The organism is Shewanella sp. Isolate8 (assembly GCF_022398495.1).
Classification (GTDB): Bacteria; Pseudomonadota; Gammaproteobacteria; order Enterobacterales; family Shewanellaceae; genus Shewanella; species Shewanella aquimarina.
The window spans coordinates 532,438-557,367 of record NZ_JAKEVI010000001.1 but is presented as its reverse complement, the minus strand read 5'-3'; the positions used below and the strand labels follow the sequence as shown (position 1 = coordinate 557,367).

20 protein-coding genes and 1 tRNA gene are annotated in these 24,930 nt (G+C 52.9%); 8 read left to right on the top strand and 13 right to left on the bottom strand.

The window, feature by feature from the left end; translation table 11 throughout:
• Nucleotides 1–37: 37 nt before the first annotated feature.
• From L1D43_RS02395 to folB, 4 genes are read right to left on the bottom strand one after another with little or no spacing between them, the layout of a single operon-like run.
• Nucleotides 38–862: a putative RNA methyltransferase gene (locus tag L1D43_RS02395; protein WP_239849811.1), complete on the bottom strand. Its 825-nt coding sequence runs from the start codon at nucleotides 860–862 to the stop codon at nucleotides 38–40.
• Between the two features lie 34 nt (nucleotides 863–896).
• A complete protein-coding gene (locus tag L1D43_RS02390) occupies nucleotides 897–1,697 on the bottom strand; it encodes an undecaprenyl-diphosphate phosphatase (protein WP_239849810.1) in 801 nt (266 codons plus the stop codon).
• Nucleotides 1,698–1,732: 35 nt separating this feature from the next.
• On the bottom strand, nucleotides 1,733–2,224 hold the full coding sequence (folK, locus tag L1D43_RS02385) for a 2-amino-4-hydroxy-6-hydroxymethyldihydropteridine diphosphokinase (protein WP_239851020.1): 492 nt from the start codon (nucleotides 2,222–2,224) through the stop codon (nucleotides 1,733–1,735).
• Between the two features lie 4 nt (nucleotides 2,225–2,228).
• The gene (folB, locus tag L1D43_RS02380; protein WP_239849809.1) at nucleotides 2,229–2,582 is read right to left on the bottom strand and encodes a dihydroneopterin aldolase; all 354 of its coding nucleotides are present in this window, start codon (nucleotides 2,580–2,582) and stop codon (nucleotides 2,229–2,231) included.
• Between the two features lie 296 nt (nucleotides 2,583–2,878).
• On the opposite strand from folB, the gene plsY reads away from it, so the two are divergent.
• The gene (gene plsY / locus L1D43_RS02375; protein WP_239849808.1) at nucleotides 2,879–3,490 is read left to right on the top strand and encodes a glycerol-3-phosphate 1-O-acyltransferase PlsY; all 612 of its coding nucleotides are present in this window, start codon (nucleotides 2,879–2,881) and stop codon (nucleotides 3,488–3,490) included.
• 149 nt (nucleotides 3,491–3,639) lie between these two features.
• Here the strand turns inward: plsY and tsaD are convergent, their stop codons facing one another.
• Nucleotides 3,640–4,653 (bottom strand): tRNA (adenosine(37)-N6)-threonylcarbamoyltransferase complex transferase subunit TsaD, encoded by a 1,014-nt coding sequence (tsaD, locus tag L1D43_RS02370; RefSeq protein WP_239849807.1) that lies wholly within the window; start codon nucleotides 4,651–4,653, stop codon nucleotides 3,640–3,642.
• Nucleotides 4,654–4,986: 333 nt separating this feature from the next.
• Here tsaD and rpsU point away from each other — a divergent pair, with 333 nt between their 5' ends.
• From rpsU to L1D43_RS02345, 5 genes are all read left to right on the top strand, one after another.
• Entirely contained in the window at nucleotides 4,987–5,202 is a 216-nt protein-coding gene (gene rpsU / locus L1D43_RS02365) for a 30S ribosomal protein S21 (protein ID WP_006080725.1), read from the top strand.
• Between the two features lie 6 nt (nucleotides 5,203–5,208).
• Nucleotides 5,209–5,652 carry a GatB/YqeY domain-containing protein gene (locus L1D43_RS02360; protein WP_041510297.1) on the top strand — a complete coding sequence of 148 codons (444 nt, stop codon included), beginning with the start codon at nucleotides 5,209–5,211 and terminating at the stop codon, nucleotides 5,650–5,652.
• A gap of 97 nt (nucleotides 5,653–5,749) precedes the next feature.
• On the top strand, nucleotides 5,750–7,477 hold the full coding sequence (gene dnaG, locus L1D43_RS02355) for a DNA primase (RefSeq protein ID WP_239849806.1): 1,728 nt from the start codon (nucleotides 5,750–5,752) through the stop codon (nucleotides 7,475–7,477).
• A 125-nt stretch (nucleotides 7,478–7,602) separates the two neighbouring features.
• On the top strand, nucleotides 7,603–9,444 hold the full coding sequence (gene rpoD / locus L1D43_RS02350; RefSeq protein ID WP_152619144.1) for an RNA polymerase sigma factor RpoD: 1,842 nt from the start codon (nucleotides 7,603–7,605) through the stop codon (nucleotides 9,442–9,444).
• A gap of 216 nt (nucleotides 9,445–9,660) precedes the next feature.
• Nucleotides 9,661–9,737 (top strand) — tRNA-Ile (locus tag L1D43_RS02345).
• A 79-nt stretch (nucleotides 9,738–9,816) separates the two neighbouring features.
• Here the strand turns inward: L1D43_RS02345 and L1D43_RS02340 are convergent.
• Entirely contained in the window at nucleotides 9,817–10,284 is a 468-nt protein-coding gene (locus tag L1D43_RS02340) for a response regulator (RefSeq protein WP_239849805.1), read from the bottom strand.
• A 38-nt stretch (nucleotides 10,285–10,322) separates the two neighbouring features.
• A complete protein-coding gene (locus tag L1D43_RS02335; RefSeq protein WP_239849804.1) occupies nucleotides 10,323–13,838 on the bottom strand; it encodes an ATP-binding protein in 3,516 nt (1,171 codons plus the stop codon).
• A gap of 241 nt (nucleotides 13,839–14,079) precedes the next feature.
• Between L1D43_RS02335 and L1D43_RS02330 the strand changes: the two genes are divergently transcribed.
• Nucleotides 14,080–16,530 (top strand): EAL domain-containing protein, encoded by a 2,451-nt coding sequence (locus L1D43_RS02330; RefSeq protein WP_239849803.1) that lies wholly within the window; start codon nucleotides 14,080–14,082, stop codon nucleotides 16,528–16,530.
• Between the two features lie 142 nt (nucleotides 16,531–16,672).
• Entirely contained in the window at nucleotides 16,673–17,620 is a 948-nt protein-coding gene (locus tag L1D43_RS02325) for an SPFH domain-containing protein (RefSeq protein ID WP_239849802.1), read from the top strand.
• Nucleotides 17,621–17,849: 229 nt separating this feature from the next.
• On the opposite strand, the gene L1D43_RS02320 is transcribed toward L1D43_RS02325, so the two are convergent.
• The 6 genes from L1D43_RS02320 to L1D43_RS02295 form a co-directional block, all read right to left on the bottom strand.
• Complete coding sequence (locus L1D43_RS02320; RefSeq protein WP_239849801.1) at nucleotides 17,850–19,136, bottom strand: FAD-binding oxidoreductase; 1,287 nt, start codon at nucleotides 19,134–19,136, stop codon at nucleotides 17,850–17,852.
• 84 nt (nucleotides 19,137–19,220) lie between these two features.
• Nucleotides 19,221–20,048, bottom strand: coding sequence for an ABC transporter permease subunit (locus L1D43_RS02315; protein WP_011864781.1), 828 nt, complete (start codon nucleotides 20,046–20,048; stop codon nucleotides 19,221–19,223).
• The gene (locus L1D43_RS02310) at nucleotides 20,045–20,950 is read right to left on the bottom strand and encodes an ABC transporter permease subunit (protein WP_239849800.1); all 906 of its coding nucleotides are present in this window, start codon (nucleotides 20,948–20,950) and stop codon (nucleotides 20,045–20,047) included. The genes L1D43_RS02315 and L1D43_RS02310 overlap by 4 nt, the downstream gene beginning before the upstream one ends.
• 10 nt (nucleotides 20,951–20,960) lie before the next feature.
• Nucleotides 20,961–22,097 carry a polyamine ABC transporter ATP-binding protein gene (gene potA / locus L1D43_RS02305; protein ID WP_041510289.1) on the bottom strand — a complete coding sequence of 379 codons (1,137 nt, stop codon included), beginning with the start codon at nucleotides 22,095–22,097 and terminating at the stop codon, nucleotides 20,961–20,963.
• Nucleotides 22,098–22,196: 99 nt separating this feature from the next.
• Nucleotides 22,197–23,297 carry a polyamine ABC transporter substrate-binding protein gene (locus L1D43_RS02300; RefSeq protein WP_041510288.1) on the bottom strand — a complete coding sequence of 367 codons (1,101 nt, stop codon included), beginning with the start codon at nucleotides 23,295–23,297 and terminating at the stop codon, nucleotides 22,197–22,199.
• Between the two features lie 277 nt (nucleotides 23,298–23,574).
• A complete protein-coding gene (locus tag L1D43_RS02295) occupies nucleotides 23,575–24,924 on the bottom strand; it encodes a glutamine synthetase family protein (protein WP_239849799.1) in 1,350 nt (449 codons plus the stop codon).
• Nucleotides 24,925–24,930 lie beyond the last annotated feature (6 nt).

The window sequence follows — 24,930 nt, the reverse complement described above, 5'->3', positions numbered from 1 at the left end:
GCCGGGATTTTCTAGTGGTGAATAATTGTACTTTCACCTAAGCGTCTTTCGTCGCCAGGGTGAGATAGAGATCGATCTCAAGCGATTCGAAATTCTGCTGAGCGATCTGACGCTTTATCTTGTCATTGGCCCGCCAGGCAAAGGGGGTCATCTCCAGCAGGGTCAGCGCCTGCTCGCCGCTAAGTGCCAGGGAGTAGCTAATACGTTCGCTCGCCACCAGGCTTACCCCCTTAGGCTGCTGCGGCTCCCCGCCCTTCTCGGTTAGGTTTGGATAGATAAACTCTCTTATCTGCCACAGATGACGGGGGCCCGGCGATAACCACACAAATGTGCCGCCGGGTTTAAGCACCCGCAGGGGCTCCTTGCCCTTGAGCGGCTTGTCAAACAGGCTCACCAAATCGAAACAGTCATCCATGAAGGGCAAGGTCTTGAGCTGGCTCTGGATCAGGCGGGCTTCAGGCTGCGCCTTCGCCGCCACGAACAGGGCGTTATCCGCCTCGGCGACCCCCGTCTGCTCGACAGCCAGGCCTAATGCCTTAAACACGCCATCGAGGGAGCGCAGGTAATAGCCCTCTCCGCTGTCGATATCCAGATGCGACAGCCTGGCATCCCTCGGCAATAGCTCACCTAGCTGACGCTGCAGCGCCTCGATAACGGGCGTGAAGATCCCCGATTCCAACAAGAAATGTTTGGCGCGCATCAGCTGGCGCGAATCGATATGGGGCTTCTTCGGCTGGCTGAACACCCAGTAACCCTGCGGCCCCTTATCGAAATGGTGTTTATTGGCGCAGTGCAGACCCTGAGAGTCTTGATGCACACTCATCGGCGCCTGGCAGAGGGGACACAAGTAATGACTCTTCATAGGACTCTCTTAAGTAAGATTGACTTATCGACCATTAGGCAAAAATCACCACACACAGGATAGCCCCTAAGACGAGACGATAGATAACAAACGGCGTCATCCCCATGCGACTGATGATCTTCAAGAAGTAATGAATACAGAGATAGGCGGCCACAAATGACAGCGCCGTGCCCAGTACCAGCGCCTGATAATCGATCGCCTCCTGGCTGGATAGCAAGTCTTTCACCACTAAGATAGCCGCGCCCAGACTCACAGGTACAGACATCAAGAAAGAGAAACGCGCCGCCGCCTCGCGGCTCAACCCCAGCGCCAAGGCCGCGGTAATGGTCGCGCCCGATCGTGAGGTGCCGGGGATCAGCGCCATCGCCTGTGCAAAACCGATAAGCAGGGCCTTCTTCCAGCCTACCTGAAACTCACTAAAGCCTTCACGGTTTAACTTATCTGCCCACCATAGCAATAGACCGAAGACGATGGTCGTAGTAGCGATCACCTCGATGTTTCTCAGATGCGTCGAGATAAAGTCTTTGGCGGTAAAGCCAAAGATCACCGCAGGAATGGTCGCCAGGATGATCCACCAGGCCAGCTTGCTCTCCTGGGTCTGCTTACGCGTCACCAGGCTGCCGGTCCAGGCGGTAAACATGGAGAAGAGCTCGCGGCGAAAATAGATCACCACGGCCAACAAGGATCCGGTATTCACCGCCACGTCGAAGGTCAGCCCCTGGTCCTGCCAGTCGAGCAACTGAGCGGGTAAGATGAGATGCGCGGAGCTTGAGATAGGTAAAAACTCAGTCAGGCCTTGGATCAGGGCCAAAACAATTACCTGAAAAATATCCATGATTATCCTTTAAGATTTGGGTCGGGTAAGAAAAATTAATAAGACCATTGAAATTCGACAGGCCACAGCTTCTGCTGCGACTTATCATAATTGTCCCACAGGGTCTGGTAGGAAAGCTGCGCCACCGGGTGTACCCGCTCGGGGGCGATCTCCGCCAGCGGCCAGAGCACAAAGGCGTTGGTGGTGATCTCGGCGCGCGGCAGCGGGATTGGGGAGTCTGTGACTAGGTCATCATAGAGCAGCAGATCCAGGTCCAGCGTGCGGGGACTAAACTTCTTCGCACCCGGCAAACGACCATTGTCTGACTCTATCTGCTTGAACAAGGCCACCACCTCGGCGATGCCTAACTCGGTATCGGCGGCAACCACCATGTTGAGAAAATTGCTGCCGTCGAAACCGACCGCCTCACTCTCAAACACACTGGAGAGACACAGGTTATCGAAATGCGCACTTAAGGCCTTGAGGGCGGCATTGAAGTAGCCCTCTGGGTGAATATTACTGCCAATACTGATGAAGATGCGTGCCATAAGGTTACAGATGACCTCGCTCAATCTCGACACCCACCGCCTGGGCACTGGGGACGGCGCCGGGCTTCATCACCCTAACCTTTACCCAAGGCACATTAAATTCATCCATCACGCAATCGGTACACATCTGCGCCACCGTTTCGATGAGTTCTATCGGCTTCTCGGTGATCAGGGCCGTGAGCCGGTTAGAGACGGTTTCGTAACACAGGGCTTGTTGGTAGTCGTCATTGGCTGCCGCCAGGCTGTTGTCCCAGGCCATCTCAAGATCGATTAACAGGTTTTGATGGATCTGCTTTTCCCACTCATAAATACCGATCACGGTTTCGACTTTAAGCTGTGAAATAAGTACCTTGTCCATGATGCCTCCCGATAGGCAAAAAATTAGGTAATAAAAGAGGTCTAATAAGCTACAACGACCAATATGGTTATAATGCCTCGGATCACACAGATAATCTGTGATTAGCCCTTTCGTGCAGCCGAAAACCCAAGTAGGATAAGCGACTGTAATGACAACGAATCAGGGATTAGAAAACGGATGCCAAATCGCCCGTTATCATTACATGGCCAATCAACCAGTGCGTAAAATACAAGGTTTAATCAGCCGCCTCAATAACTAGGGCGGGATAATACCTTAAGAAGGATAAGGAAACCAATTTGAGCTTAACGCTGCTGACTCTAGCGATGATATTGACCGCTTACCTTGCGGGTTCGATATCCAGTGCCGTGCTAGTTTGTCGACTCAGAGGATTACCGGATCCTCGTAGCCAAGGCTCAGGTAATCCAGGGGCAACCAATGTGCTGCGCATAGGTGGTGCCAGCGCCGCCGCCATGGTGTTGCTGTTCGACATGCTAAAGGGCGCGCTACCCGCCTATGTCGCCTTCCGTCTCGGCGTCGACGCCGTCTCATTGGGGGTGATCGCCATCGCCGCCTGTCTGGGCCATATCTTCCCCATCTTCTTTAAGTTTAAGGGCGGCAAGGGCGTCGCTACCGCCTTTGGCGCCATGGCGCCTATCGGTGCCGACCTGTCACTGGCGCTGATCGCCACCTGGATTGTTATGGTGTTGATTTGTCGCTACTCTTCACTCGCCGCCATAGTCACGGCCCTACTCGCCCCGGCCTATACCTGGTATTTCGACGAGCGCTTTACTGTGCCGGTGGCCATGCTCTCCTTGCTGATCATCATACGTCACAAGGAAAACATTCATCGCCTGCTTAAGGGCGAAGAGTCTAAGGTCTCACGTAAGAAGCGCACCGACGGCAGCTAAGCGGCAGAACGCCTCCCCCTTCTCCCTCCTTGTTCCGCTTCGACCTCTAGAACATACCTCTTGCTCAATCAGACCTCACAGACTCCAAGCAAGGCGCAACAAAAAGCCCTTCTCTCGAAGGGCTTTAAGGCAAGAATAAAGGCATTAGATTACACAGGCGGAAGCGAGTCCAGCGGCCAACGTGGCATCCCCTTAACGGAAAGCGGCTCAAGCTGATCGGCCTTGAGGCGCTGCATGCCGGCATAGGCGATCATGGCGCCGTTGTCGGTACAAAACTCTCCTCTGGGGTAATAGACCCTGCCGCCGAGTCCCTGCATCATCTCCGCCAGACTCTCACGCAAACGACTGTTGGCACTCACACCGCCGGCGATCACCAAACGATTATAGCCTGTCTGTTTCAGGGCGCGTTTACACTTGATGGCCAGGGTGTCGACCACGGCTTCTTCGAAGGCGCGAGCGATGTTGGCACGGGTCTGCTCATCATCCGGCTCATCGGCAATGGTGTTGGCCGCAAAGGTCTTCAGGCCAGAGAAGCTAAAATCCAAGCCTGGACGGTCCGTCATCGGACGCGGAAAGCGGTAGCAGTTTGGCTCACCTTGGGCGGCCAGCTTAGCCAGTCTTGGGCCACCTGGGTAATCCAGCCCCATCAGCTTAGCCGTCTTGTCGAAGGCTTCACCGGCAGCATCATCCACAGATTCACCCAGCACCTGATAACGACCTATGCCTTCTACTGCCACCATCATAGAGTGGCCGCCAGAAACTAGTAGCGCCAGAAAGGGGAATTCGGGCACATCCTCTTCGAGCATAGGCGCCAGCAGATGGCCTTCCATATGATGTACGCCTACGGCAGGTTTTCCCCAGGCAAAGGCCAGCGAGCGCCCCACACAGGCGCCCACTAAGAGCGCGCCCACCAAACCTGGCCCCTTGGTATAGGCGATGGCGTCGATATCATCCTGGGTCGAACCTGCCTCTTTCAGGGCCTGCCTGATGAGCGGGATGATCTTGCGCACATGGTCGCGCGATGCGAGCTCAGGCACTACGCCGCCGTAGTCGGCGTGCAGTTTCACTTGACTGTAAAGTGCATGAGATAACAGGCCTTTTTCGTCATCATAGACGGCGATACCTGTCTCATCACAAGATGTCTCTATACCTAAAACTCGCATTTTTCCTCATCAAGCTAAATAAAGTGGCGGCCAATTTTACCTGCTTGCCCGCGGAAATACCAATGGATTGCGCGCCCCTGTCGATTCACCCACTTATAAAGGCCAAGCCCAGATGCCATGCGGCATGCACTAGGCACCTTCACCTGGTCGGTCATGATAGGGACACAAGGAAATGCTAAACTTAAGGATGTTGCTCCGATAAAGGATCCCGAAAGGATCGCCATAAGGGGTTTACAAAAGGTCGACAGTCGGTATAGAATTCCGCACCATTTTTAAATTAACTTGGGTTAAGAAATTAACTCAATACAAACTACACCTAAGGGGTGATGGCGTATGCCAATTATTAAAGTACGTGAGAATGAACCATTTGACGTAGCTCTACGTCGTTTCAAGCGCTCTTGTGAAAAAGCTGGTATCTTAGCCGACGTTCGTGCTCGTGAATTCTACGAGAAGCCAACTACTGCACGTAAGCGCGCTAAAGCTGCTGCAGTTAAGCGTCTTGCTAAGAAGCTTTCTCGCGAAAACGCGCGTCGCGTACGTTTATACTAATCTCTTATGAGCCTAGTTGATCAGCTAAAAGACCAGATGAAGGAAGCCATGCGCGCCAAAGATAAGGTGCGTCTGGGAACAATTCGTATGGCACTGGCTGCCATCAAGCAGATCGAGGTGGATAACCGCGAGACGCTAAATGATGATCAAGCCATAGCTGTCTTAACCAAAATGGTTAAACAACGTCGCGACTCTATCGCTCAATATGAAGCGGCGGGTCGCAACGAGCTAGCAGAAGCAGAAGCCGGAGAGATTCGAGTCCTCGAGACTTTCCTGCCTAAGCCTCTTTCTGAAGAAGAAGTTGCCGAGCTAGTAGATGCTACTATCCAAGCGGTAGGAGCATCATCCATGGCGGATATGGGCAAAGTAATGGGAGCATTGAAACCTAAGGTACAAGGGCGAGCCGACATGGCGTCAATTGGCGCTCTGATCAAGGCAAAACTCAAGTAACCTTAAGTTCGATGTATGAATGAGCCGTGCCTACGCACGGCTTGTTTGTTTCTACTCTTTCGGTTTAATTTCGCGAAAAGGCGGCATTTATACAGCAATGGCGATACCTCGTGAGTTTATTAATGAGCTTGTAGCTCGCACCGATATTGTCGATCTCATCGACGCCAAGGTCCCCCTGAAGAAGGCGGGCAAAAATCATTCTGCCTGTTGTCCCTTCCATAGCGAAAAGTCTCCCTCCTTTACCGTCAGCAGAGACAAACAGTTTTATCACTGCTTCGGCTGTGGCGCTCACGGCAATGCCATCGATTTCGTCATGGAATATGACAGGCTAGACTTTGTAGATGCCATCGAAGAGCTCGCCGGCCGCTTAGGTCTGGAAGTGCCCAGAGAGCAAGGCACGGGCAAACGTCGCGACGAGGGGCTAAGCCGTGACCTCTACCAGTTGATGGAAGAGGCTAGCCGCTACTTTCAGAACCAACTGAAACAGCACACGGATAAGCAGAAGGTGATCGACTATCTCGCTCACCGAGGACTGTCCGATGAGGTGATCGAACACTTCAACATCGGCTTCGCACCCGATGGCTGGGATGGTCTGCTGGGACGTTATCGCCAAAACCAGGATGCCCAGGACAAGTTACTCACCGCGGGCATGGTGATCGAGAACGACAGCGGCAAGCGTTACGACAGGTTTCGCGACCGCCTCATGTTCCCTATCCGCGATCGTCGCGGACGGGTCATTGGCTTTGGCGGTAGAGTCTTGGGTGACGGTACACCGAAATACTTGAATTCGCCGGAAACGCCCATATTTCATAAGGGCTATGAACTCTACGGCCTGTATGAACTCAAACAGAGACACAGGGATCCCAATCAGATCCTGATTGTCGAAGGCTATATGGACGTGGTGGCCCTGGCTCAGTTTGGCGTCGACTATGCCGTCGCCTCCCTAGGCACCTCGACCACGGCGGATCAGTTCCAGCTATTGCTGCGCAGCGCCAAAGAGGTGATCTGCTGTTACGACGGCGACAAGGCGGGTAACGAGGCGGCCTGGCGGGCGTTGGAAACTGCCCTGCCCCTGCTCAAGCCCGGCGACCAGGTGAAGTTTATGTTCTTGCCCCAGGGGGAAGATCCCGATTCTCTGGTGCGCCAGATAGGCAAACCAGCCTTCGAGCAGCTGATTGCCGAGGCCAAGCTACTACCGGAATTTCTGTTCGATACCTTAGCCAACCGCTATGGCACGGACAAAGGCACCCTGGCGAAACAAGCCATGGGCCTGATAGAGAAAGTACAAGACACAGTTCTGCAGAGCCTATTGCTGGAGAATCTAGCCTACAAGCTCGGCATGAACAGTGCAGAAGAATTGCAACGTAAACTCGGCTTTAAACGCATTGACGCAAATAAGCCTCTGCAAAACAAAGCGCTTAAGGGACGCGGTACCCCATTGCGATTGGCCATCGCCCTGTTGGTACAGCATCCGCACCTTGGCAATAACCTACCGGTGCAGCCTGCGCTAAAACATATCAAGATGGCTGGCATAGATTTGCTCAGCCTCTTACTCGACAGAACTCGCGCCGAGAAGGTCAACAGCGCACAACTACTTGAACAGTTCAGGGGTGATCAACAATTAGACACCCTGAAAAAATTAGCCCAATGGGAGCATCAAGTGGCGGATGAAAACCTTCAGCAAGAGTTCAAAAAAGCCCTGATTTGGTTGAACAATCAATATATTGAACAACGTTATCAGGAATTGAGCTTAAAACAGCACCATACTAAAGAAGAGCGGATGCAACTTAAAAAGCTCATTGCAGTGATCCAAGGGCAAGCTTAGAGCAAAATTTGTCTCATAAAGTAAACACTTGGACTAGCACAGCACAGTGCACACGGCTATAATTGACGATTTGCGCGGCACACATTGCCCGTCGTTGTAACAGTTACCCAACTTGGATGATATCTATGGAGCAGACTCCGCAGTCGCAACTCAAATTGTTGCTTGCCAAAGGTAAAGAGCAAGGTTATTTAACCTATGCAGAAGTGAATGATCACTTGCCTGCAGATATGGTCGATTCTGATCAGATCGAAGATATTATCCAGATGATTAATGACATGGGTATTCGCGTCTATGAGCAGGCGCCGGATGCCGATGAGATCATGATGTCTGAAGACAGCACCGATGAAGATGCTGCCGAAGAAGCTGCCGCAGCACTGGCTACGGTTGAAGCTGAACTGGGTCGTACCACAGATCCCGTGCGTATGTACATGCGCGAGATGGGTACGGTAGAACTTCTGACCCGCGAAGGCGAAATCGTTATCGCCAAGCGTATCGAAGAAGGGATCAACACGGTTCAGGCGTCTGTAGCCGAATACCCTCAAGCGATCGCCATGATCCTTGAGCAGTACGACCGCTACGAAGCTGAAGAAGTCAGACTATCGGACATTATCTCTGGATTTGTTGACCCCAATGCCGAAGACGTGGCGCCAACGGCGACTCACATCGGCTCTGAATTGTCGGACGACGATCTCGACGACGAAGATGATGAGGGCGATGACGAGGATGATGACGGCGATGAAGACGATTCGCCAAAAGGCCCAGATCCGGAAGAAGCGCGCGAGCGTTTTACACAGCTGCGTGAAGCACACGAAAAAGCCTTAAAGATCATCGAAATTAAGGGTCGTGAACACCCTGAATCGACAGCTGCCCTGTTCGAAATTGGCGAGATCTTCAAAGAGTTCCGTCTGGTACCTAAGCAGTTTGACCGTCTGGTGAAGAACATGCGTGAAATGATGGACAAGGTGCGTATTCAAGAGCGCCTCATCATGAAGCTGTGTGTCGAACAGGCCAAGATGCCGAAGAAGAACTTCGTTAAGGTCTATACCTCTAACGAAAGCAGCATCGAATGGTTCAACGAAGAGATTGCCGCCAAGAAACCTTATGCCGAAGGGCTGGAGATGGTTGCCGAAGACGTGCAACGCTGCCGTGCCAAGCTCGATGCCATCGAGAATGAAACCGGCCTGGCCATTGCCGCCATCAAGGATATCAACCGTCGCATGTCTATCGGTGAAGCCAAGGCTCGCCGCGCCAAGAAAGAGATGGTTGAGGCTAACCTGCGTCTGGTAATTTCTATCGCCAAGAAATACACCAACCGTGGCCTACAGTTCCTGGATCTGATCCAGGAAGGTAACATCGGCCTGATGAAGGCGGTAGACAAGTTTGAATACCGTCGTGGTTACAAGTTCTCGACCTATGCGACCTGGTGGATCCGTCAGGCGATCACGCGTTCGATTGCCGACCAGGCGAGAACCATCCGTATCCCGGTACATATGATTGAGACCATCAACAAGCTCAACCGTATCAGCCGTCAGATGCTACAAGAGATGGGACGCGAGCCGTCACCGGAAGAGCTGGCCGAGCGCATGTTGATGCCGGAAGACAAGATCCGCAAGGTACTCAAGATTGCTAAAGAGCCTATCTCAATGGAAACCCCTATCGGCGATGATGAAGATTCGCATTTAGGTGATTTCATCGAGGATACAACCCTCGAGTTGCCATTAGACAGCGCGACCGGCGAGAGCCTGAAGAACGCCACTCACGAAGTACTTGCCGGCCTGACCGCACGTGAAGCCAAGGTACTGCGTATGCGTTTCGGTATCGATATGAACACAGACCACACCCTAGAGGAAGTGGGCAAGCAGTTTGACGTAACCCGTGAGCGTATCCGTCAGATCGAAGCCAAGGCACTGCGTAAGCTACGTCACCCGTCTCGCTCAGAGATCTTGAAATCTTTCCTGGATGAATAGACTCGCTAAAAGCAGCTAAGACAGACAGCTAAAACAGTGCCGAAAAGCCAGCCATAGTGCTGGCTTTTCTATTTTTGTCTCCGCCTAACAAGCCGATTGCACAACAGATAAGCAGTTGAATTCAAAGTTCAGAATTCTTGCCAAATCGGTGGTGACAAGCGCTTTTAAACCTCGTATACTTCTTTGCGCTTTCGATAGTGACGACTATCTTAAGTCGGCCCCTTAGCTCAGTTGGTTAGAGCACACGACTCATAATCGTTAGGTCCACAGTTCAAGTCTGTGAGGGGCCACCAATTCAAACAAAAAAGCCTGCATCTTGCAGGCTTTTTTGTTATCTGTATCGCCTCCCCCTAAGGCTTACCATGCCCAAGACTAACTCGGCACCTTGCGTCTGGCCTCCTGCTGCAACATAAAGCGCAAGAGATCCGACTGACGTTTCAGCTGCATCTGGTTCTTAACCCTCGCCTGGGCGATCACCGCATTGAGCGGTTTATGGATAAAATCTACCGCTCCCAACTCAAAGCCACTCACCTGCTGCTCTTCGTCATGATGTGCCGAGACAAAGATCACTGCAATCTCCTGAGTATCAGGTTGAGATTTCAGTTGCCGACAGACCTCAAAACCCGACATCCCCGGCATCTCGATATCTAGCAACAACAGATCCGGCTTAAAGCTATCGCACAGGGCAAGAGCCTCCTGGCCACTCAGGGCCGAAGCGATCTCATACTCCTTGCTCAATAGCTGCCTGAGAATGATGATATTGACCTGCATATCATCGACGATCAGTATTCTCCCCTTACGAGAAAAAACTAATGGAGACAATTCGTTATTCTGTTCCATTAACTACCTATCGACCTTTAATCGTTAAAATTTATGCGTTAAGTTTGGGCTGAGGCATTTTGTACCTCATCCTGGTTTTCGAGCGTCTCCTGCAGGCGTTCCATCAACTTCTCATAGCAAGGCTTAATCACCCCGAAGAGTAGATTCAACTTGTCACAGTTTTTCATCTTAGCCTCCATTTCCAGGCTCAGAAACTGCTCCTGCAATTGTATAGCGCCTAAGCTACTGGAGAGCCCCTTGAGCCCATGACTAAGCTGGCGAACCTTCTCAAAATCCTCGGCAGCTATCGCATCTTCAAGCTCCCTGAGTTGCCCAGGCGTCGTCTCATGATACATCTGACAGATCTCGGCAAACAAAACCTCATTGTCCATCAGCCGACTCAGAGCCAGCTTGCGATTCCAGACATAATCTTCATCGTTAACCTGGATCTCCTCATGGGGCTGGGATTCCAGCATGACCTCCTGATCGGCTTTCTCACAGACCGACACTAACCAGTCGACCACCTTCTCCTGCAGACGCTCAGCCAGGATAGGCTTGGTGATATAGTCATTCATGCCCGCCTCGATACACTTATCACGCTCGCCCATCAGGGCGCTGGCCGTCATGGCGATAATTGGCGTATCGACAAACGCCTCTCCCGCCTCCCCAGCACGGATCGCCCGGGTACAATCATAGCCATTGAGTATCGGCATCTGACAATCCATCAGGATAACCTGCACCGTCAGTCCTTCTTGCTCGCATTCCCTCAGCCTGGCTAGTGCCTCCTGCCCATTGGTGGCTCTGACAAACTCCAGCGACAGTTCCGACAAGATGCCCTGAGCAACCTCTATGTTGATCTCGTTATCATCGACCACCAGCACACGTGCGCCTTTGACACAGAGAGCCTCCTCGTCGCTGATCGCCAGTGCACGTTTACTCTTGCTCGATTCAACACCTGTGGCAGATTTCTGTGCGCCGAACTTGTGCATAAATTCGGAAAACAGCAGCGGGTTGTTCAAATATTCAAGCTCGATATTCTGCAGTGACTTATTACCGTCGGCACTCTTTTGAAATGCCAGCACCCTAGGCAAGCGTTTATGGGTCGCCGCCAGCGTCGGCCAAAGGCTATCGAGATCCGTAAGCAGTGAGTGACGCTGCTCGACAATCAACACATGAGGAAGCACCTCTGGAACAGGGGCATCCTGATTAAGCCAGTCACGAATAGGCGCGCCAGGCAGTAACTTACCACCTAGGCGAGCGACAGCCCCCTCGACACAGGCCTGCTGCGCCTCGTTGACCAGCAAGACACTACAGGTCATTTCATGAAGCAGCGCCTCGGGCGCCATCAACTTAAACTGGCCCTGATGCAACACCATGGTGAAGGTGAAGCTGCTCCCCTGCTCCTGATGAGACTCAAAACTCATCTTACCGTTTAATAGCTCACTGAGTTCCTTACAGATCGAAAGCCCTAAACCTGTGCCGCCATATTGCCCCGCAATACTAGAGGTCGCCTGGGAAAAGGCGGTAAAGAGCTTGGCCTGGTTCTCCTCAGCAATGCCTATGCCGGTATCAGACACCTGACAGGTAAACTCGAGCTCTCCCGTCTCTCGCAGACGACTATAGGCCCTCACCTTGATATATCCCTGCTCGGTAAACTTGATAGCATTGTTCACCAGGTTAGTAAGGATCTGGGTGAGTCGATGGGCGTCGCTCTCTATGCTCTGGCAACGAAGATCGACCACATCGATGACAAACTCGACCCCCTTCTCCTGCGCCTTCACCGCCATGCTGCTGCAGACACTCTCAACCAGGTTGAGCGGGCTGAAGGTACTGATGTCCAGATCTAACTTTCCCGCCTCTATCTTAGAGAGATCAAGCACATCATTGATCAGCGCCGACAGGGCATTTACGCTCACCTCGGCCATCTCCAGATAACGCTCCTGTCGCTCGCTCAGTGACTCCTTACGAACCAGATTCAGAGTGCCTACGATACCGTTTAACGGTGTGCGCATCTCATGGCTGATGTTGGAAATGAAGGTGCTCTTCACATAGCTGGCCTTTTGCAGCTCCTGAGTCCTGACGGCCACCTTCTTCTCTAACTCGGTGTTGACCAATTGGATCTTCTTAGCCGCCTGCTTCTCGATGGAGACATCACGCATGATGACGGCCACGCCTAAGGCAAGTTTATTTTCTCCTAAGATGGGGGAAACCGACACAGAGAGATCCGCACTACGTCCCTCGTTCATCGGCAGAACCGCCTCGAGGTTAAGCGTCTTATTGCCCTGATTAGCCTTGCTCACCAACTCGGCCAGATTGACCTCGGGCAGCAGCGCCAGCTCGCTAATAAAGTGCCCCTTGGCATAATCGGCGTCATAGCCAAACAACAACTCGGCGGCGCGGTTCCAATTATTAACCACCCCACTGGTGTCCACCCCTATGATGGCATCTTTGGAGCCATCTATGATGGCCGCAGATTGCGCCTTTTCCTTGGCGAGCGCCTGACTATTGCGGGCACTGCGCCCCAGGATAATGACCACAAATAGAAACAGTCCGCCAATGGCCAACATAAAGGTGTAGACACTTATGCGACGCGATACCGCCATCTCCTGAACATATTGTTTGGGAGCCATCAAAGTGACGGTAAGCCGACCACTCTGTGCTTCGTTTGACAGTGTAATTGTTCGCCTATAGGCATAATAAGGTCTATTGTCATGATAGCTATCCAGCACCAGCTCAAAATTGCGTTTAAGGGTCTTACTCACTTGATAGTGTTTATCCCACACCAACTCGGGCTGCAGATCTCGGCTATAGCGCATCTCCTCATCGGGATGCACCAGAAAATAGCCTTCACCATCGGTCAACACCAGGTCGATAGGATCTGGCACTAAACGTTTAAAGGAGGCAAGCAGTTCACTGGCATTGATGTTGACGATCAGCAGGCCAAATCGGCCACCACCGTCATCGAAAATCGGTGTCGCCAGGCGGAGCATGGGACGGTATGGATAATCAATCTTGCCAAACTCGCGGTTCAGGTTGATGGGTGAGGTATAGATCTCCCCCTGTTGCAACGCTTTGCTGGCTTGAAAGTAGTCTCGCCCCTGCTTGTCCTGTAAGTTGATATCTTCAACCACCTGCACCGAGCCACCGCGCCGGTCAACCCGAATCAACTCCATGCCATCGGCACTTAGTATGCGTAGCTGTTCATACTCACTATTGTTCTGAAGAAACGCGACAAAAATGGTTTCGAGACGATGACGCCACTGCTCGTAGCGGGTCTCATCCACGGGATCGATTCCCTGATTGTTTTTCGCCCGCGACAAGCCTGAGATGGGTGGCGTCTCAAACAGAAAACGTAAGTTATTAAAGTAAGAGTTGAGTCTGTGCTGAGCCTGGTTATTGACCTGCTCGCTTTGAGCCTCAAGATCGGCGCGCAGACTGTCGACGATATTCTGGTTTAATTGAGACTCGAAACTGGCGACGATGATCAATGCCACCGCCAGCACTAACATTGAGGCGATTAGCAGCAATGAACGTCCGCCAAAGAGAGAAGATAAGCGTGAAATCTGTCGCACCATGGACTTTAACTCCTTTTAATATCCAACCTCAGTAACACACTGTTATTAAAACAATACTCTTTAAGCATAAGCGACGCACTGCGCAGTACTCTATCGGAAGTTATGGCCATCTCACGACTGTTACTAACTCAAAAGTTGTAATCAAACGCAATTTCACCGCTTAGCATTAAAAATCCCTAAGCAAACTGATTATAGTCGGCTAAGCTAAATGTAGGCGGCAGATTTGAAAAGGAATTCTTTTATGCTTTTCGGCAACGATGTAGAGGCTCGGCAAAAAATATTAGTTGTCGACGATGAAAGCGCGAATCTACATCTACTGGAACAGTCCCTTACCGATCTGGCCGAGATCATCTGTAGCACAGGCGGCCAGGACGCGCTGGACAAGGCAGAACTGCATCAACCCGCCATCATATTGCTGGATATCGAGATGCCACAAATGAATGGCTTCGAGATGTGCAAGCGCCTGAAAAACAACCCCAAGACCTGCAACAGCGCGGTGATCTTCGTCACCGCCCATAGCGAGAGCAGCTTCGAATATAAGTCCCTCAGCTCAGGTGGGATAGACTTCATCCACAAACCCATAGATCTCACCACCTGCCGTCTGCGTGTCAAGAACCACCTGCTTCTCAAGCGTCAGGAGCAGACCATCATAGAGGCACGCCAGGACATGCAGGCCCTGGTCAATCAGATCCCCTCATACATCTCCTATTGGTCCAAGGATCTGCTCAACCGTTTCCATAACGACTACAACGGCAAGTGGTTCGGCACTATCCCCCAGGACGCGCTGGGCAAACCGGCCTCGAGCCTATTACCCAAGGCACTGTATGAAGAGGTATTGACGCGCATCGCCAGCAACAAACTCAAGCATCAATTTGAGATTTCCCTGGAAAATAAGCCAGACAAGATCGAGTATGCCCAGGCCCATCTCACCATAAGAAAGCACGAGGGCCGTATCGCAGGCTTGCTGCTGACCCTGACGGATATCACCTCCATCAAGCAGGCCAAGAGCCAGCTGGATATGGAGAATCGCCGCCTGAAGATCATGCTCAATACCATAGGCGACGCTGTCATCGCCACCGACAGTAAGGCGAAGATCACCTTTATGAACCCTATCGCCGAACGCCTTACCGGCTGGGTAAGCCGTGACGCTATCGGCCTGCATATCGAGCAGGTAATGGATCTTTGCGATGCCAAGACAAAATACCGTAGCCCCAATCCGGTCACCATCGCCATCAACGAGAAGCGCAACGTCGCCATGGCGCTCAACTGTCTGCTCACCAGCTTAGATGGCACCATATTTCAGATAGAAGATTCGGCGGCGCCCATTACCGACAGTGAGGGCGAGGTCATTGGTGGCATCATGGTGTTCCATGACTGCAGCGAGTCCGTGGCCATGTCGCTAAAGATGAGCCATCTGGCGAATCATGATCAACTCACAGATCTCCCTAACCGCATCCTGTTACATGACAGAATCAATCATGCCTGCTCCGTGGCCGACTCCTACGACACAAGCGTCGCCCTAATGTTGATCGACATAGACCACTTCAAATACCTCAACGACTCTTTAGGTCACAGTTATGGGGATCAGGTGATCAAGCAGGTTTCGAAACGATTACAGTCCCTCATCGATCCCAGCGCCACCCTGGGGCGCATTGGCGGTGACGAATTCATCCTGCTGCTCCCCTCTCTGAGCGCCACCAGCCAGGTTGACTCTATCGCTACGGATATAGTGAGAAGCCTCAACACGCCTTTTCGTATCGATGGTCAGGAATATACCCTGTCGGTCAGCGTCGGCATAAGCATCTACCCCTCGGACGCCCTCAGGCCCGAGGAGCTGATGACCCATGTGGATGCCGCCATGTATCGCGCCAAGGACCTGGGCCGTAACCGCTTCTGCTATTTTTCTGAAGATCTGGAGCAGGAACTGGTTAAACGTCACGAACTGGTCACCCTGCTACGAAACGCCATCGATACAGAGGCCATTGAGGTCTACTACCAGCCTAAGGTAGATCTAAAAACCAAACAGATTATCGGCGCCGAGGCCCTCGCCAGACTTTACGATCCCAACGGCAAGCTGATCTCCCCCCTGGATTTCATCCCCCTTGCGGAAGAGACGGGCCTGATCCATCAACTGGGAGAGATCATCTTAAAGCAGAGCTGCATGGCTGCTAAGGCATGGCAGGATAAAGGCAAACCACTGCAGATAGCAGTCAATATCGCCGCCAAGCAGTTTAACAACCCTGACTTTTGTGACTCTGTGGCCAAGGTGCTTGAACTCACTGGGCTCGACAGCAGTTTCCTGGAACTTGAGGTGACGGAAAGCTCCCTCATGTATGATTTCGATGAGGCGCTCAATGTACTCAACACCCTCTCCTCACTTGGGCTGAGCATCGCCATCGATGATTTCGGCACAGGCTATTCGAGTCTCAGCTACCTCAAGTTCTTCCCGGTAAATACCTTAAAAATCGATCAATCTTTCGTGAAGGATATGATGGGAGATGAGCAGAGCCTGGATATCGTCAAGGCGGTGATCCATTTGGGCAAATCCCTCAAGCTCAAACTGATCGCCGAAGGCATAGAAGATGCCGAGCAGCTGCAAAAACTGGTCTCACTTGAGTGTGAACAGGGCCAGGGCTATATGTTCAGCAAGCCACTCCCCCTAACAGAATTTGATCAACGCTTTATTCGCTAACCCTCCTTTCTTGTTCCCTTTCTCCTCTTCCCTTGACTCTAAGGGGAAATAACGTAACATCCTCAGCGCCTTAACCTGTGTGTAACACTCGTTACTCATGCGTACAATTGAGGCCTAGAGATACCGTCACGAAGGAGAGAGCATGACAACACTACCCAAGGATATCGCCAACCTATCGACCATAAAGAGCAAAGGCAAAGGCGCCATTGTCTTGGTCGCCGGCTTACTTTTCGCCCTGATTCTATTCAGCCAGACCATGTACACGGTTGACGAGGGACATGTGGGCATCATCAAGCGTTTCGGTCAAGCAACAGAGCAGGTCAACCCAGGCCTGCACATCAAGATCCCTTTTGTCGATAAGGTAGAGATCTTAGAAATACGTACTCGCAAGAACGTCGAGAAGCTCAATGCCTCGACCCACGAGCAGATGCCGGTCACCGCCGAGGTGTCGATCAACTGGACCGTCAATCGTGACCAGGCCTTCGATCTGTTCAAGAGCTATGGTGGCCTGAGCCAGTTCGAGTCTCGTATTCTGGATCCAAAACTCAGATCGGCCGCCAAGGATGCCCTTGCGCGCTATAAGGCCGAGGAGATCATCCAAAACCGCAGCCGGGTGATCGCCCAGATCGAAGATTTTCTTGTCGAGGAGATGAAGGAATACCCGGTCAAGCTCGACTCGGCGCAGCTGGAAAACCTCGGCCTGCCGCAGAAGTATATCCAGTCTATCGAGACCAAGCAGACAGAGAAAAACCTGGCGGCCGCCGAGAAGCATCGTCTTGAAAGACAGAATCTGGAGGCCCAGCGAGAGGTAAACACGGCCAACGCCAAGCGTGACGCCGCCAAGGCCACCGCCGACGGTAAGGCCTATGCGATTCAAACTGAGGCTATCGCCGAGGCTGAAGCCATTCGCTTAAAGGGTATCGCCGAGGCCGAAGCCATCAAGAAGAAAGCCGAGGCACTGAGAGAATCGCAGACTCTGGTGGATTATGTACGCGCCCAGCAATGGAATGGCCAGATGCCCACCACCATCATGGGCAGCGACCAGAGCGTGCTGTGGAACATGACCAGTAATACCAATCGTAATAAATGATTAATCATTCTAGCTTGTTAAAACGCTCGATAACTGCATTAGTATTTTTAATTGTAGAATAACTACTTATCTAAAAATCCTGCTTTGTTCTCAAGCGCTTTTCCTGCGCTATTTCTGATCACATATTTACTGTGATTGGTATGAGAAGCAGTAAGCTCGCTATACCAGCCTGATTCATAGGCACAATAAAGCCCGCATCGCGCGGGCTTTTTTAATGGCAATAACTTGGCTAGACACCCAGCTTGTCACGCATCGTGTAGTACCAGGCACCTATGGCCGAGAAAGGCACCTGCAACAGGTGACCGCCCGGGAAGGGGTAGTGAGGTAGCTGAGCAAAGGCATCGAAGCGTTTCGCCTGGCCATTGATGGTCTCCGCCAGTATCTGCCCCGCCAGGTGCGTATAGGTCACGCCATGACCGCTACAGCCCTGAGAGTAATAGATATTACCGCCGATACGCCCGACCTGTGGTAGGCGTGACAGGGTCAACAGGAAGTTGCCCGTCCAGGTATAATCTATCTTCACATCCTTGAGCTGCGGGAAGGTCGCCAGCATCTTGGGGCGAATGATCGCCTCGATGTTGGCAGGATCCCGGGCGCCGTAGACCACACCGCCACCATAGATGAGACGCTTGTCACCAGACAGCCTGAAATAATCCAGCAGATAGTTACAGTCTTCGACGCAATAGTCTTGCGGCAGCAACGAGTGCGCCAGCTCTTCACCAAGCGGCTCTGTGGTGATCACCTGAGTGCCACAGGGCATAGACTTGGCCTGTAGCTCGGGCAATAAGCCCTTGAGGTAGGCGTTACCGGCCACGATAACGAACTTACACTTCACCGAACCTTCCTGGGTGTGCACCACAGGGCTGTCGCCCTGATCGACGCGGATCACCGCCGAGTCTTCGAAGATCTGTCCCCCTAAGGACTCCACAGCATCGGCCTCACCCAGCGCCAGATTTAGCGGGTGAATATGGCCGCCGCTCTTGTCTAACATGCCGCCCACGTAGCGCTCGGTATCCACCACGCCGCGAATGCCCTGCTCATCCAGCAGCTCTAAGTGCCCCAGATGACCATGCTTCTCCCACAGCGCCTTTTGCACCTCGAGATGGCCCATCTGTTTCTTGTTCAGCGCCGCAAACACACCGCCATCTTTCAGATCGCACTGGATGTTGTATTTAGCCACCAGCCCCTTGAGAATGCGGCCACCTTCGAAGGCCATCTGACCAAACAACTTGGCCTGCTCTGTGCCCACAACCTTTTCTATGGTGTCGATATCCCGGCTGAAGCTGTTGACTATCTGGCCGCCGTTGCGTCCGGATGCGCCGAAGCCTACTCTGGCCGCCTCCAGCACAGTCACCTTAAAGCCCGCCTCCAGCAGATGGATCGCCGACGAGAGGCCGGTATAACCCGCGCCAATGATACAGACGTCGGTCTCTATGTTATCGCTTAACTTGTCGCGCAGCGTCTTGGTGTTGGCAGACGCCGCATAATAGGAATTTGCATGAGGTGTACAGGTCATATCATTCACCCTGAATCGTTATAATAATGGCTTGGGTTGACAGGCGCCGCGGGGCGCCTGCTATCTAGAGCTAACGCTGCGAGCCTAATCGCTGACCATACGGCTACGTTTGTCGGCGCGGCGGGCCAGGTACCAAGAGATAAAGGCAATCAGCGAAACGATTAAGATGATCAAGGTCGCCAACGCGTTGATCTTAGGTGATACCCCCATACGCACGGAGGAGAAGACCACCATAGGCAGGGTCGTTGCCCCAGGCCCAGAGGCGAAGCTGGCGATCACCAGGTCATCCAGCGACAGGCTGAAGGAGAGCAGCCAACCCGCTATCAGCGCCGGCGAGATCATAGGCACAGTGATGTGGAAGAAGGTCTTGAGCGGCGTCGCCCCCAGATCCTGAGCCGCCTCCTCGATAGACATATCCAGCTCACGCAGCCTGGATGACACCACCACGGCCACATAGGCGGCGCAGAAGGTCGAGTGGGCAATCCACACGGTCAACATGCCGCGCTCAGCCGGCCAACCCAGCAGGTCTGCCATGTGCACGAATAACAGCAACAGCGAGAGACCCGTGATCACCTCTGGCATAACCAGGGGCGCGGTGATCATGTTCGACAGCGTCATCTTGCCCCAGGAGCGAGCGAAGCGTGTCATCACGAAGGCCGCCATGGTGCCGAGGATCACCGCCATGGTGGAGGCGAAGAACGCCACCTTTAAGCTGGTCGCCACCGCATCGAGGATCTGGTCGTCGCGGAACAGCTCGCCATACCACTTGGCCGAGAAGCCGCCCCAAACCGTCACCAGCTTAGACTCGTTGAACGAGTAGAAGACCAGGATGAACATGGGCGCGTAGAGGAAAAACATCCCACCCCAGAGCATCAGGGTGGAGAAACTCAATTTTCTTAGTCTGTTGCTCATATCGTCTTCTCCATACTTCTGGACTGATAACGATGGAATAGGGTGATAGGGATGATCAAGAGTGCCAACATCACGATGGCGAGCGACGAAGCGACCGGCCAATCACGGTTGTTGAAGAACTCCTGCCATAACACCTTACCTATCATGAGCGAATCGGGACCGCCCAATAGCTCAGGGATCACAAACTCCCCGACCACAGGAATAAACACCAGCATAGACCCTGCAATCACCCCGCCTTTCGACAGCGGCAGGGTCACCTTCCAGAAGGTATTGAGACTGCGTGAGCCGAGATCTGCCGCGGCCTCGAGCAAACTGCCATCGAGCTGCGACAGGTTGGCGTACAGCGGCAAGATCATAAAGGGCAGATAGGTGTAGATAATACCGATATAAACCGCGAAATTAGTATTGAGCATCTGAATCGGCTCAGAGATCACTCCCAGCCACATCAGCAGGTTATTGACCACCCCGTTGTTACTCAGTATCCCCATCCAGGCATACACCCGGATAAGAAACGAGGTCCAAGATGGCAACATAACCAAGAGGATCAGCACAGTCTGGTGCTGCTTAGGTGCCCTGGCGATGGCATAGGCCATGGGGTAACCGATAAGCAGACAGCCGAAGGTGGTGACAAACGCCATCTTGAGCGAGCCCAGATAGGCATTGATATAGAGATGATCTTCGAAGATCAGGATATAGTTGCCCAGATTGAGCATGATCTGCAGCGACTCGTCGGCATATTGATACAGCGCCTCGTAGGGCGGGATCGCCACGGCCGGGGTCGACAGACTGATCTTCAATACGATGGCAAACGGCAAGGCAAAGAACATCAGCAGCCAGAAGTAGGGCACGCCTATCGTCCAGCACTGCCCCTTGGGCAAACGAAACTTCAATGACTTCTTCATAACGCCCCCGTTAAGATCTCAGTACAACGGCACTGGTCGCTTCCCAGCTCACGAAGACATCCTCTTCCCAGGTGGGCGAGTCGGCGCGGCGGTCGCTGTTGGTCATCACAGATTGAATGAGCTGTCCGTTACACAGGCGTATGTAGTAAACCGAGATGCCACCCAGGTAGGCGATATCTTCTACCTTACCGGCGCACCAGTTGCGCGCCTCGCCTGGCTGCTCGCGGCTGATGTGAGTCTTCTCGGGACGAATCGCTACCCATACCTGGGTGGTATCCACACTGGTCGACACACCGTAACCCACGTAGAAGGGCTGAGGAATGTTGGCCACATTGATCACCACGTGGTCGACCTCATCCTCGACAATATCCCCCTCGAACAGGTTCACGCTGCCGATAAACTCGGCCACCATGCGGTTAGCCGGGCTCTCGTAGATATCCATTGGCGAACCGGTTTGAGCGATCCAGCCATCGTTCATGATGGCGATCCGCTCGGCCATGGTCATGGCCTCTTCCTGATCGTGGGTAACCATCACACAGGTCACCCCGACCGCCTCGAGAATGTCCACCACCTCGAGCTGCATCTGAGTACGGAGTTTCTTATCCAGCGCCCCCATAGGCTCATCCAGTAGCAGGAGTTTTGGACGCTTGGCCAGCGAACGCGCCAGGGCCACACGCTGACGCTGACCACCGGAAAGCTGATTAGGCTTACGCTTGGCATAAGGCTCCATGTGAACCAGCTTGAGCATCTCTTTGACGCGCTGTTCTATCTCGTCCTTGGGCATCTTGTCCTGCTTCAGACCGAAGGCGATATTTTGCGCCACCGTCATGTGCGGAAACAGGGCGTAAGATTGAAACATCATATTGATGGGGCGCTCATAGGGTGGCATATCGGTAATATCCTGGCCATCGAGATAGATGCGTCCCTCGGTCGGCTTCTCAAAGCCGGCCAACATGCGCAGCAGCGTCGATTTCCCCGAACCTGAGCCGCCAAGCAGTGCAAAAATTTCCCCACGATTAATATTTAGCGAGACGTCGTCCACGGCGCGAACATCGTCAAATAGCTTGCTGACTCTCTCGATCTTCAGCAACACCTCTCCTTGCGTCTTTGTTGTCGGTTTGTTGGTGACGCCCGAATTGCTAGCCATAATACTTCTCCACAAAAAGCACCAGTAAGGCACCTACTGCAATAGTTAAGATGATCTTAAAGAAAGGAGGGCAAGCGACCTTGCCCTCTAATACAGGCATTACATGCCAGATTTGACCTTAGTCCACACGCGAGTCATGGCACGCTGCGCCTTCATCGGACGCACATCGGCCACATACAGGCGTGACAGCACTTCAGGGGTAGGATAGATAGCCGCGTCGTTACGGATCTCTTCATCCACCAGCTCCTGAGCAGGCACGTTAGGGTTAGCGTACGCCACATAGTTAGTGATAGGTGCAATCACCTCGGGGCGCAGCAGATAGTTAATAAAGGTGTGAGCGTTCTTCACGTTCTTAGCATCGGCAGGAATCGCCAACATATCGAACCAAAGGTTTGAACCCTCTTTCGGAATGGCATAACCAATCACCTGACCATTCTCGGCCTCTTCGGCGCGTGCGGCGGCCTGGAAGACATCACCCGAGTAACCGAATGCCACACAGAGATCGCCATTGGCCAGATCGGTAATGTAGCGTGATGAGTGGAAATAGGTCACGAAGGGACGGATCTTCGCCATCACCTCACCCGCCTTGGCGTAGTCTTCGCTCTTAGTGCTGTTAGGATCCAGCCCCAGGTAGATCATCGCCATCGGCAGCATCTCGTCGGCACTGTCCAGCAGCGAGAAGCCACACTTAGAGATCTTCTCGGCATACTTAGGGTTAAAGACCAGCTCCAAAGAATCGACCGGTGCGTCTTCACCCAATACTTGCTTCACCTTAGCCTCGTTATAGCCTATGCCAGTAGTGCCCCACAGGTAAGGCACGGCGTGCTCGTTACGTGGATCGGCGGTTTCCAGCTGCTTCATCAGTTCAGGATTGAGGTTCTTGTGGTTGGTCAGCTGTGACTGATCCAACTTCTGGAAGGCACCTGCCTTGATCTGCTTTGCCAGAAAGTTGTTTGACGGCACCACGATATCATAGCCAGAACGACCCGATAGCAGCTTAGCCTCGACCACTTCGTTGCTGTCAAACACATCGTAGACCACCTTGATGCCCGTCTCTTTCTCAAAATTGGCTAGGGTATCTTCGGCGATATAATCAGACCAGTTATATACTCTAACCACCTCTTCGGCGCTGGCGACAGAGCTTGCAAATACCCCGGCGGTGACCAGAGCGAGTGTTGTCATTTTCTTTAAAAGCTTCATGCTATCTCCTTGTTAGCTTGCCAGTAGTCTGATGATTACTGTCATTGCATTGCCGCTTGTGACGGCTTTCATTGTTATTATTGCCAATGCTACAGCTTACAACTGCATCGAACCTGTTTAACATTCATCGCTAGTGTAAAATCGAACATATCCACCATCAATATGAATTTATATCTATTTACACCGGTTAGTTATCCATGATTCAACCAGGGGGTTAATCCCCCGGCAATCTTGCTTCATTTTGTCGCCACCCCTGCCCCAGAGTGGTGCAGAGCCCCTAGACGGTCAGCAGCAGGAACTCGCGCTCCCATGAGCTGATCACCCGGCGGAAGTTTTCCAGATCCGCCTGTTTCACCGCGATATAGCCTGTGGTGAAGGTATCCCCCAGATATTCCCTCACAGCCGAACTTTCCGACATCACCGCCAGTGCTTCTTCCAGCGTCAGCGGCAGGCTGATCCCCTGACGATTTTCGTTGGCGCGTCCCTGTACCGGCGTCGATGGCTTCACATCTTCCACCATGCCCATGTAACCACACAGCAAGGTGGCCGCGATGGCCAGGTAGCTGTTGGCATCGGCACCGGCGATACGGTTCTCGATGCGGCGGTTCTGTGGCGACGACTCGGGAATACGCAGGCCACAGGTACGGTTCTCATCGCCCCACTCCAGATTGACCGGCGCCGAGGTGCCGGGCAAGAAGCGCCTGAAAGAGTTTACGTTGGGTGCCATCAGAGGAAGCAGCTCGGGAATATACTTCTGCAGGCCGCCTATGTAACTCAGGAACTTAGCACTTTTCGTGCCGTCCTCGTTGGTAAAGACATTCTTGCCGGTCTTGATATCCACCACACTCTGGTGAATATGCATGGCGCTGCCTGGCTCGTCGGTGACAGGCTTGGCCATGAAGGTGGCACACACGTCATGCTTAAGCGCTGCCTCACGCAGGGTACGCTTAAACACAAACACCTGATCCGCCAGCGACAAGGGGTCGCCGTGGCTGAAGTTGATCTCCATCTGGGCCGTGCCCTCTTCATGGATCAGGGTATCGATATCCAGTCCCTGAGCCTCGCACCAGTCGTACATATCTTCAAATAAGGGATCGTACTCGTTGGCGGCGTCGATTGAGAAAGACTGACGACCCGACTCCTTGCGGCCACTGCGGCCCACGGGCGGAATCAATGGAATATCGGGATCTGAGTTTCTATGGGTCAGATAAAATTCCATCTCGGGCGCGACGACTGGCTTCCAGCCCTTGTCTTCATAGAGCTTGAGCACTTTCTTTAGCAGGTTACGGGGCGACAGCTCTATGGGGTTACCCATCTTGTCGAAGGTGTCGTGGATCACCTGGGCGGTGGCTTCGACCGTCCAGGGCAACATGAATACCGCGTTGGCGTCCGGGACACAGACAAAGTCGATATCCGCCTTGTCCAGCAGGCTGTCATACAGGTCGTCATCCACATAGTCGCCGGTCACTGTCTGCAGCAGCACACTCTCAGGCAGGCGCATCCCCTTCTCGTCGATAAACTTATCCACCGGGGCGATTTTACCGCGGGCGATCCCCGTCATATCGCTGATGACACACTCCACCTCGGTGATCTTATTGGCTTTCAAATAATCGATTAACTTCTTCATGCTTCA

Coding starts and splice junctions, on each gene's coding strand:
- L1D43_RS02395 (WP_239849811.1), bottom strand. CDS start 862: ATGAAGAGTCATTACTTGTGTCCCCTCTGCCAGGCGCCGATGAGTGTG.
- L1D43_RS02390 (WP_239849810.1), bottom strand. CDS start 1,697: ATGGATATTTTTCAGGTAATTGTTTTGGCCCTGATCCAAGGCCTGACT.
- folK (WP_239851020.1), bottom strand. CDS start 2,224: ATGGCACGCATCTTCATCAGTATTGGCAGTAATATTCACCCAGAGGGC.
- folB (WP_239849809.1), bottom strand. CDS start 2,582: ATGGACAAGGTACTTATTTCACAGCTTAAAGTCGAAACCGTGATCGGT.
- tsaD (WP_239849807.1), bottom strand. CDS start 4,653: ATGCGAGTTTTAGGTATAGAGACATCTTGTGATGAGACAGGTATCGCC.
- rpsU (WP_006080725.1), top strand. CDS start 4,987: ATGCCAATTATTAAAGTACGTGAGAATGAACCATTTGACGTAGCTCTA.
- L1D43_RS02360 (WP_041510297.1), top strand. CDS start 5,209: ATGAGCCTAGTTGATCAGCTAAAAGACCAGATGAAGGAAGCCATGCGC.
- dnaG (WP_239849806.1), top strand. CDS start 5,750: ATGGCGATACCTCGTGAGTTTATTAATGAGCTTGTAGCTCGCACCGAT.
- rpoD (WP_152619144.1), top strand. CDS start 7,603: ATGGAGCAGACTCCGCAGTCGCAACTCAAATTGTTGCTTGCCAAAGGT.
- L1D43_RS02340 (WP_239849805.1), bottom strand. CDS start 10,284: ATGGAACAGAATAACGAATTGTCTCCATTAGTTTTTTCTCGTAAGGGG.
- L1D43_RS02335 (WP_239849804.1), bottom strand. CDS start 13,838: ATGGTGCGACAGATTTCACGCTTATCTTCTCTCTTTGGCGGACGTTCA.
- L1D43_RS02330 (WP_239849803.1), top strand. CDS start 14,080: ATGCTTTTCGGCAACGATGTAGAGGCTCGGCAAAAAATATTAGTTGTC.
- L1D43_RS02325 (WP_239849802.1), top strand. CDS start 16,673: ATGACAACACTACCCAAGGATATCGCCAACCTATCGACCATAAAGAGC.
- L1D43_RS02320 (WP_239849801.1), bottom strand. CDS start 19,136: ATGACCTGTACACCTCATGCAAATTCCTATTATGCGGCGTCTGCCAAC.
- L1D43_RS02315 (WP_011864781.1), bottom strand. CDS start 20,048: ATGAGCAACAGACTAAGAAAATTGAGTTTCTCCACCCTGATGCTCTGG.
- L1D43_RS02310 (WP_239849800.1), bottom strand. CDS start 20,950: ATGAAGAAGTCATTGAAGTTTCGTTTGCCCAAGGGGCAGTGCTGGACG.
- potA (WP_041510289.1), bottom strand. CDS start 22,097: ATGGCTAGCAATTCGGGCGTCACCAACAAACCGACAACAAAGACGCAA.
- L1D43_RS02300 (WP_041510288.1), bottom strand. CDS start 23,297: ATGAAGCTTTTAAAGAAAATGACAACACTCGCTCTGGTCACCGCCGGG.
- L1D43_RS02295 (WP_239849799.1), bottom strand. CDS start 24,924: ATGAAGAAGTTAATCGATTATTTGAAAGCCAATAAGATCACCGAGGTG.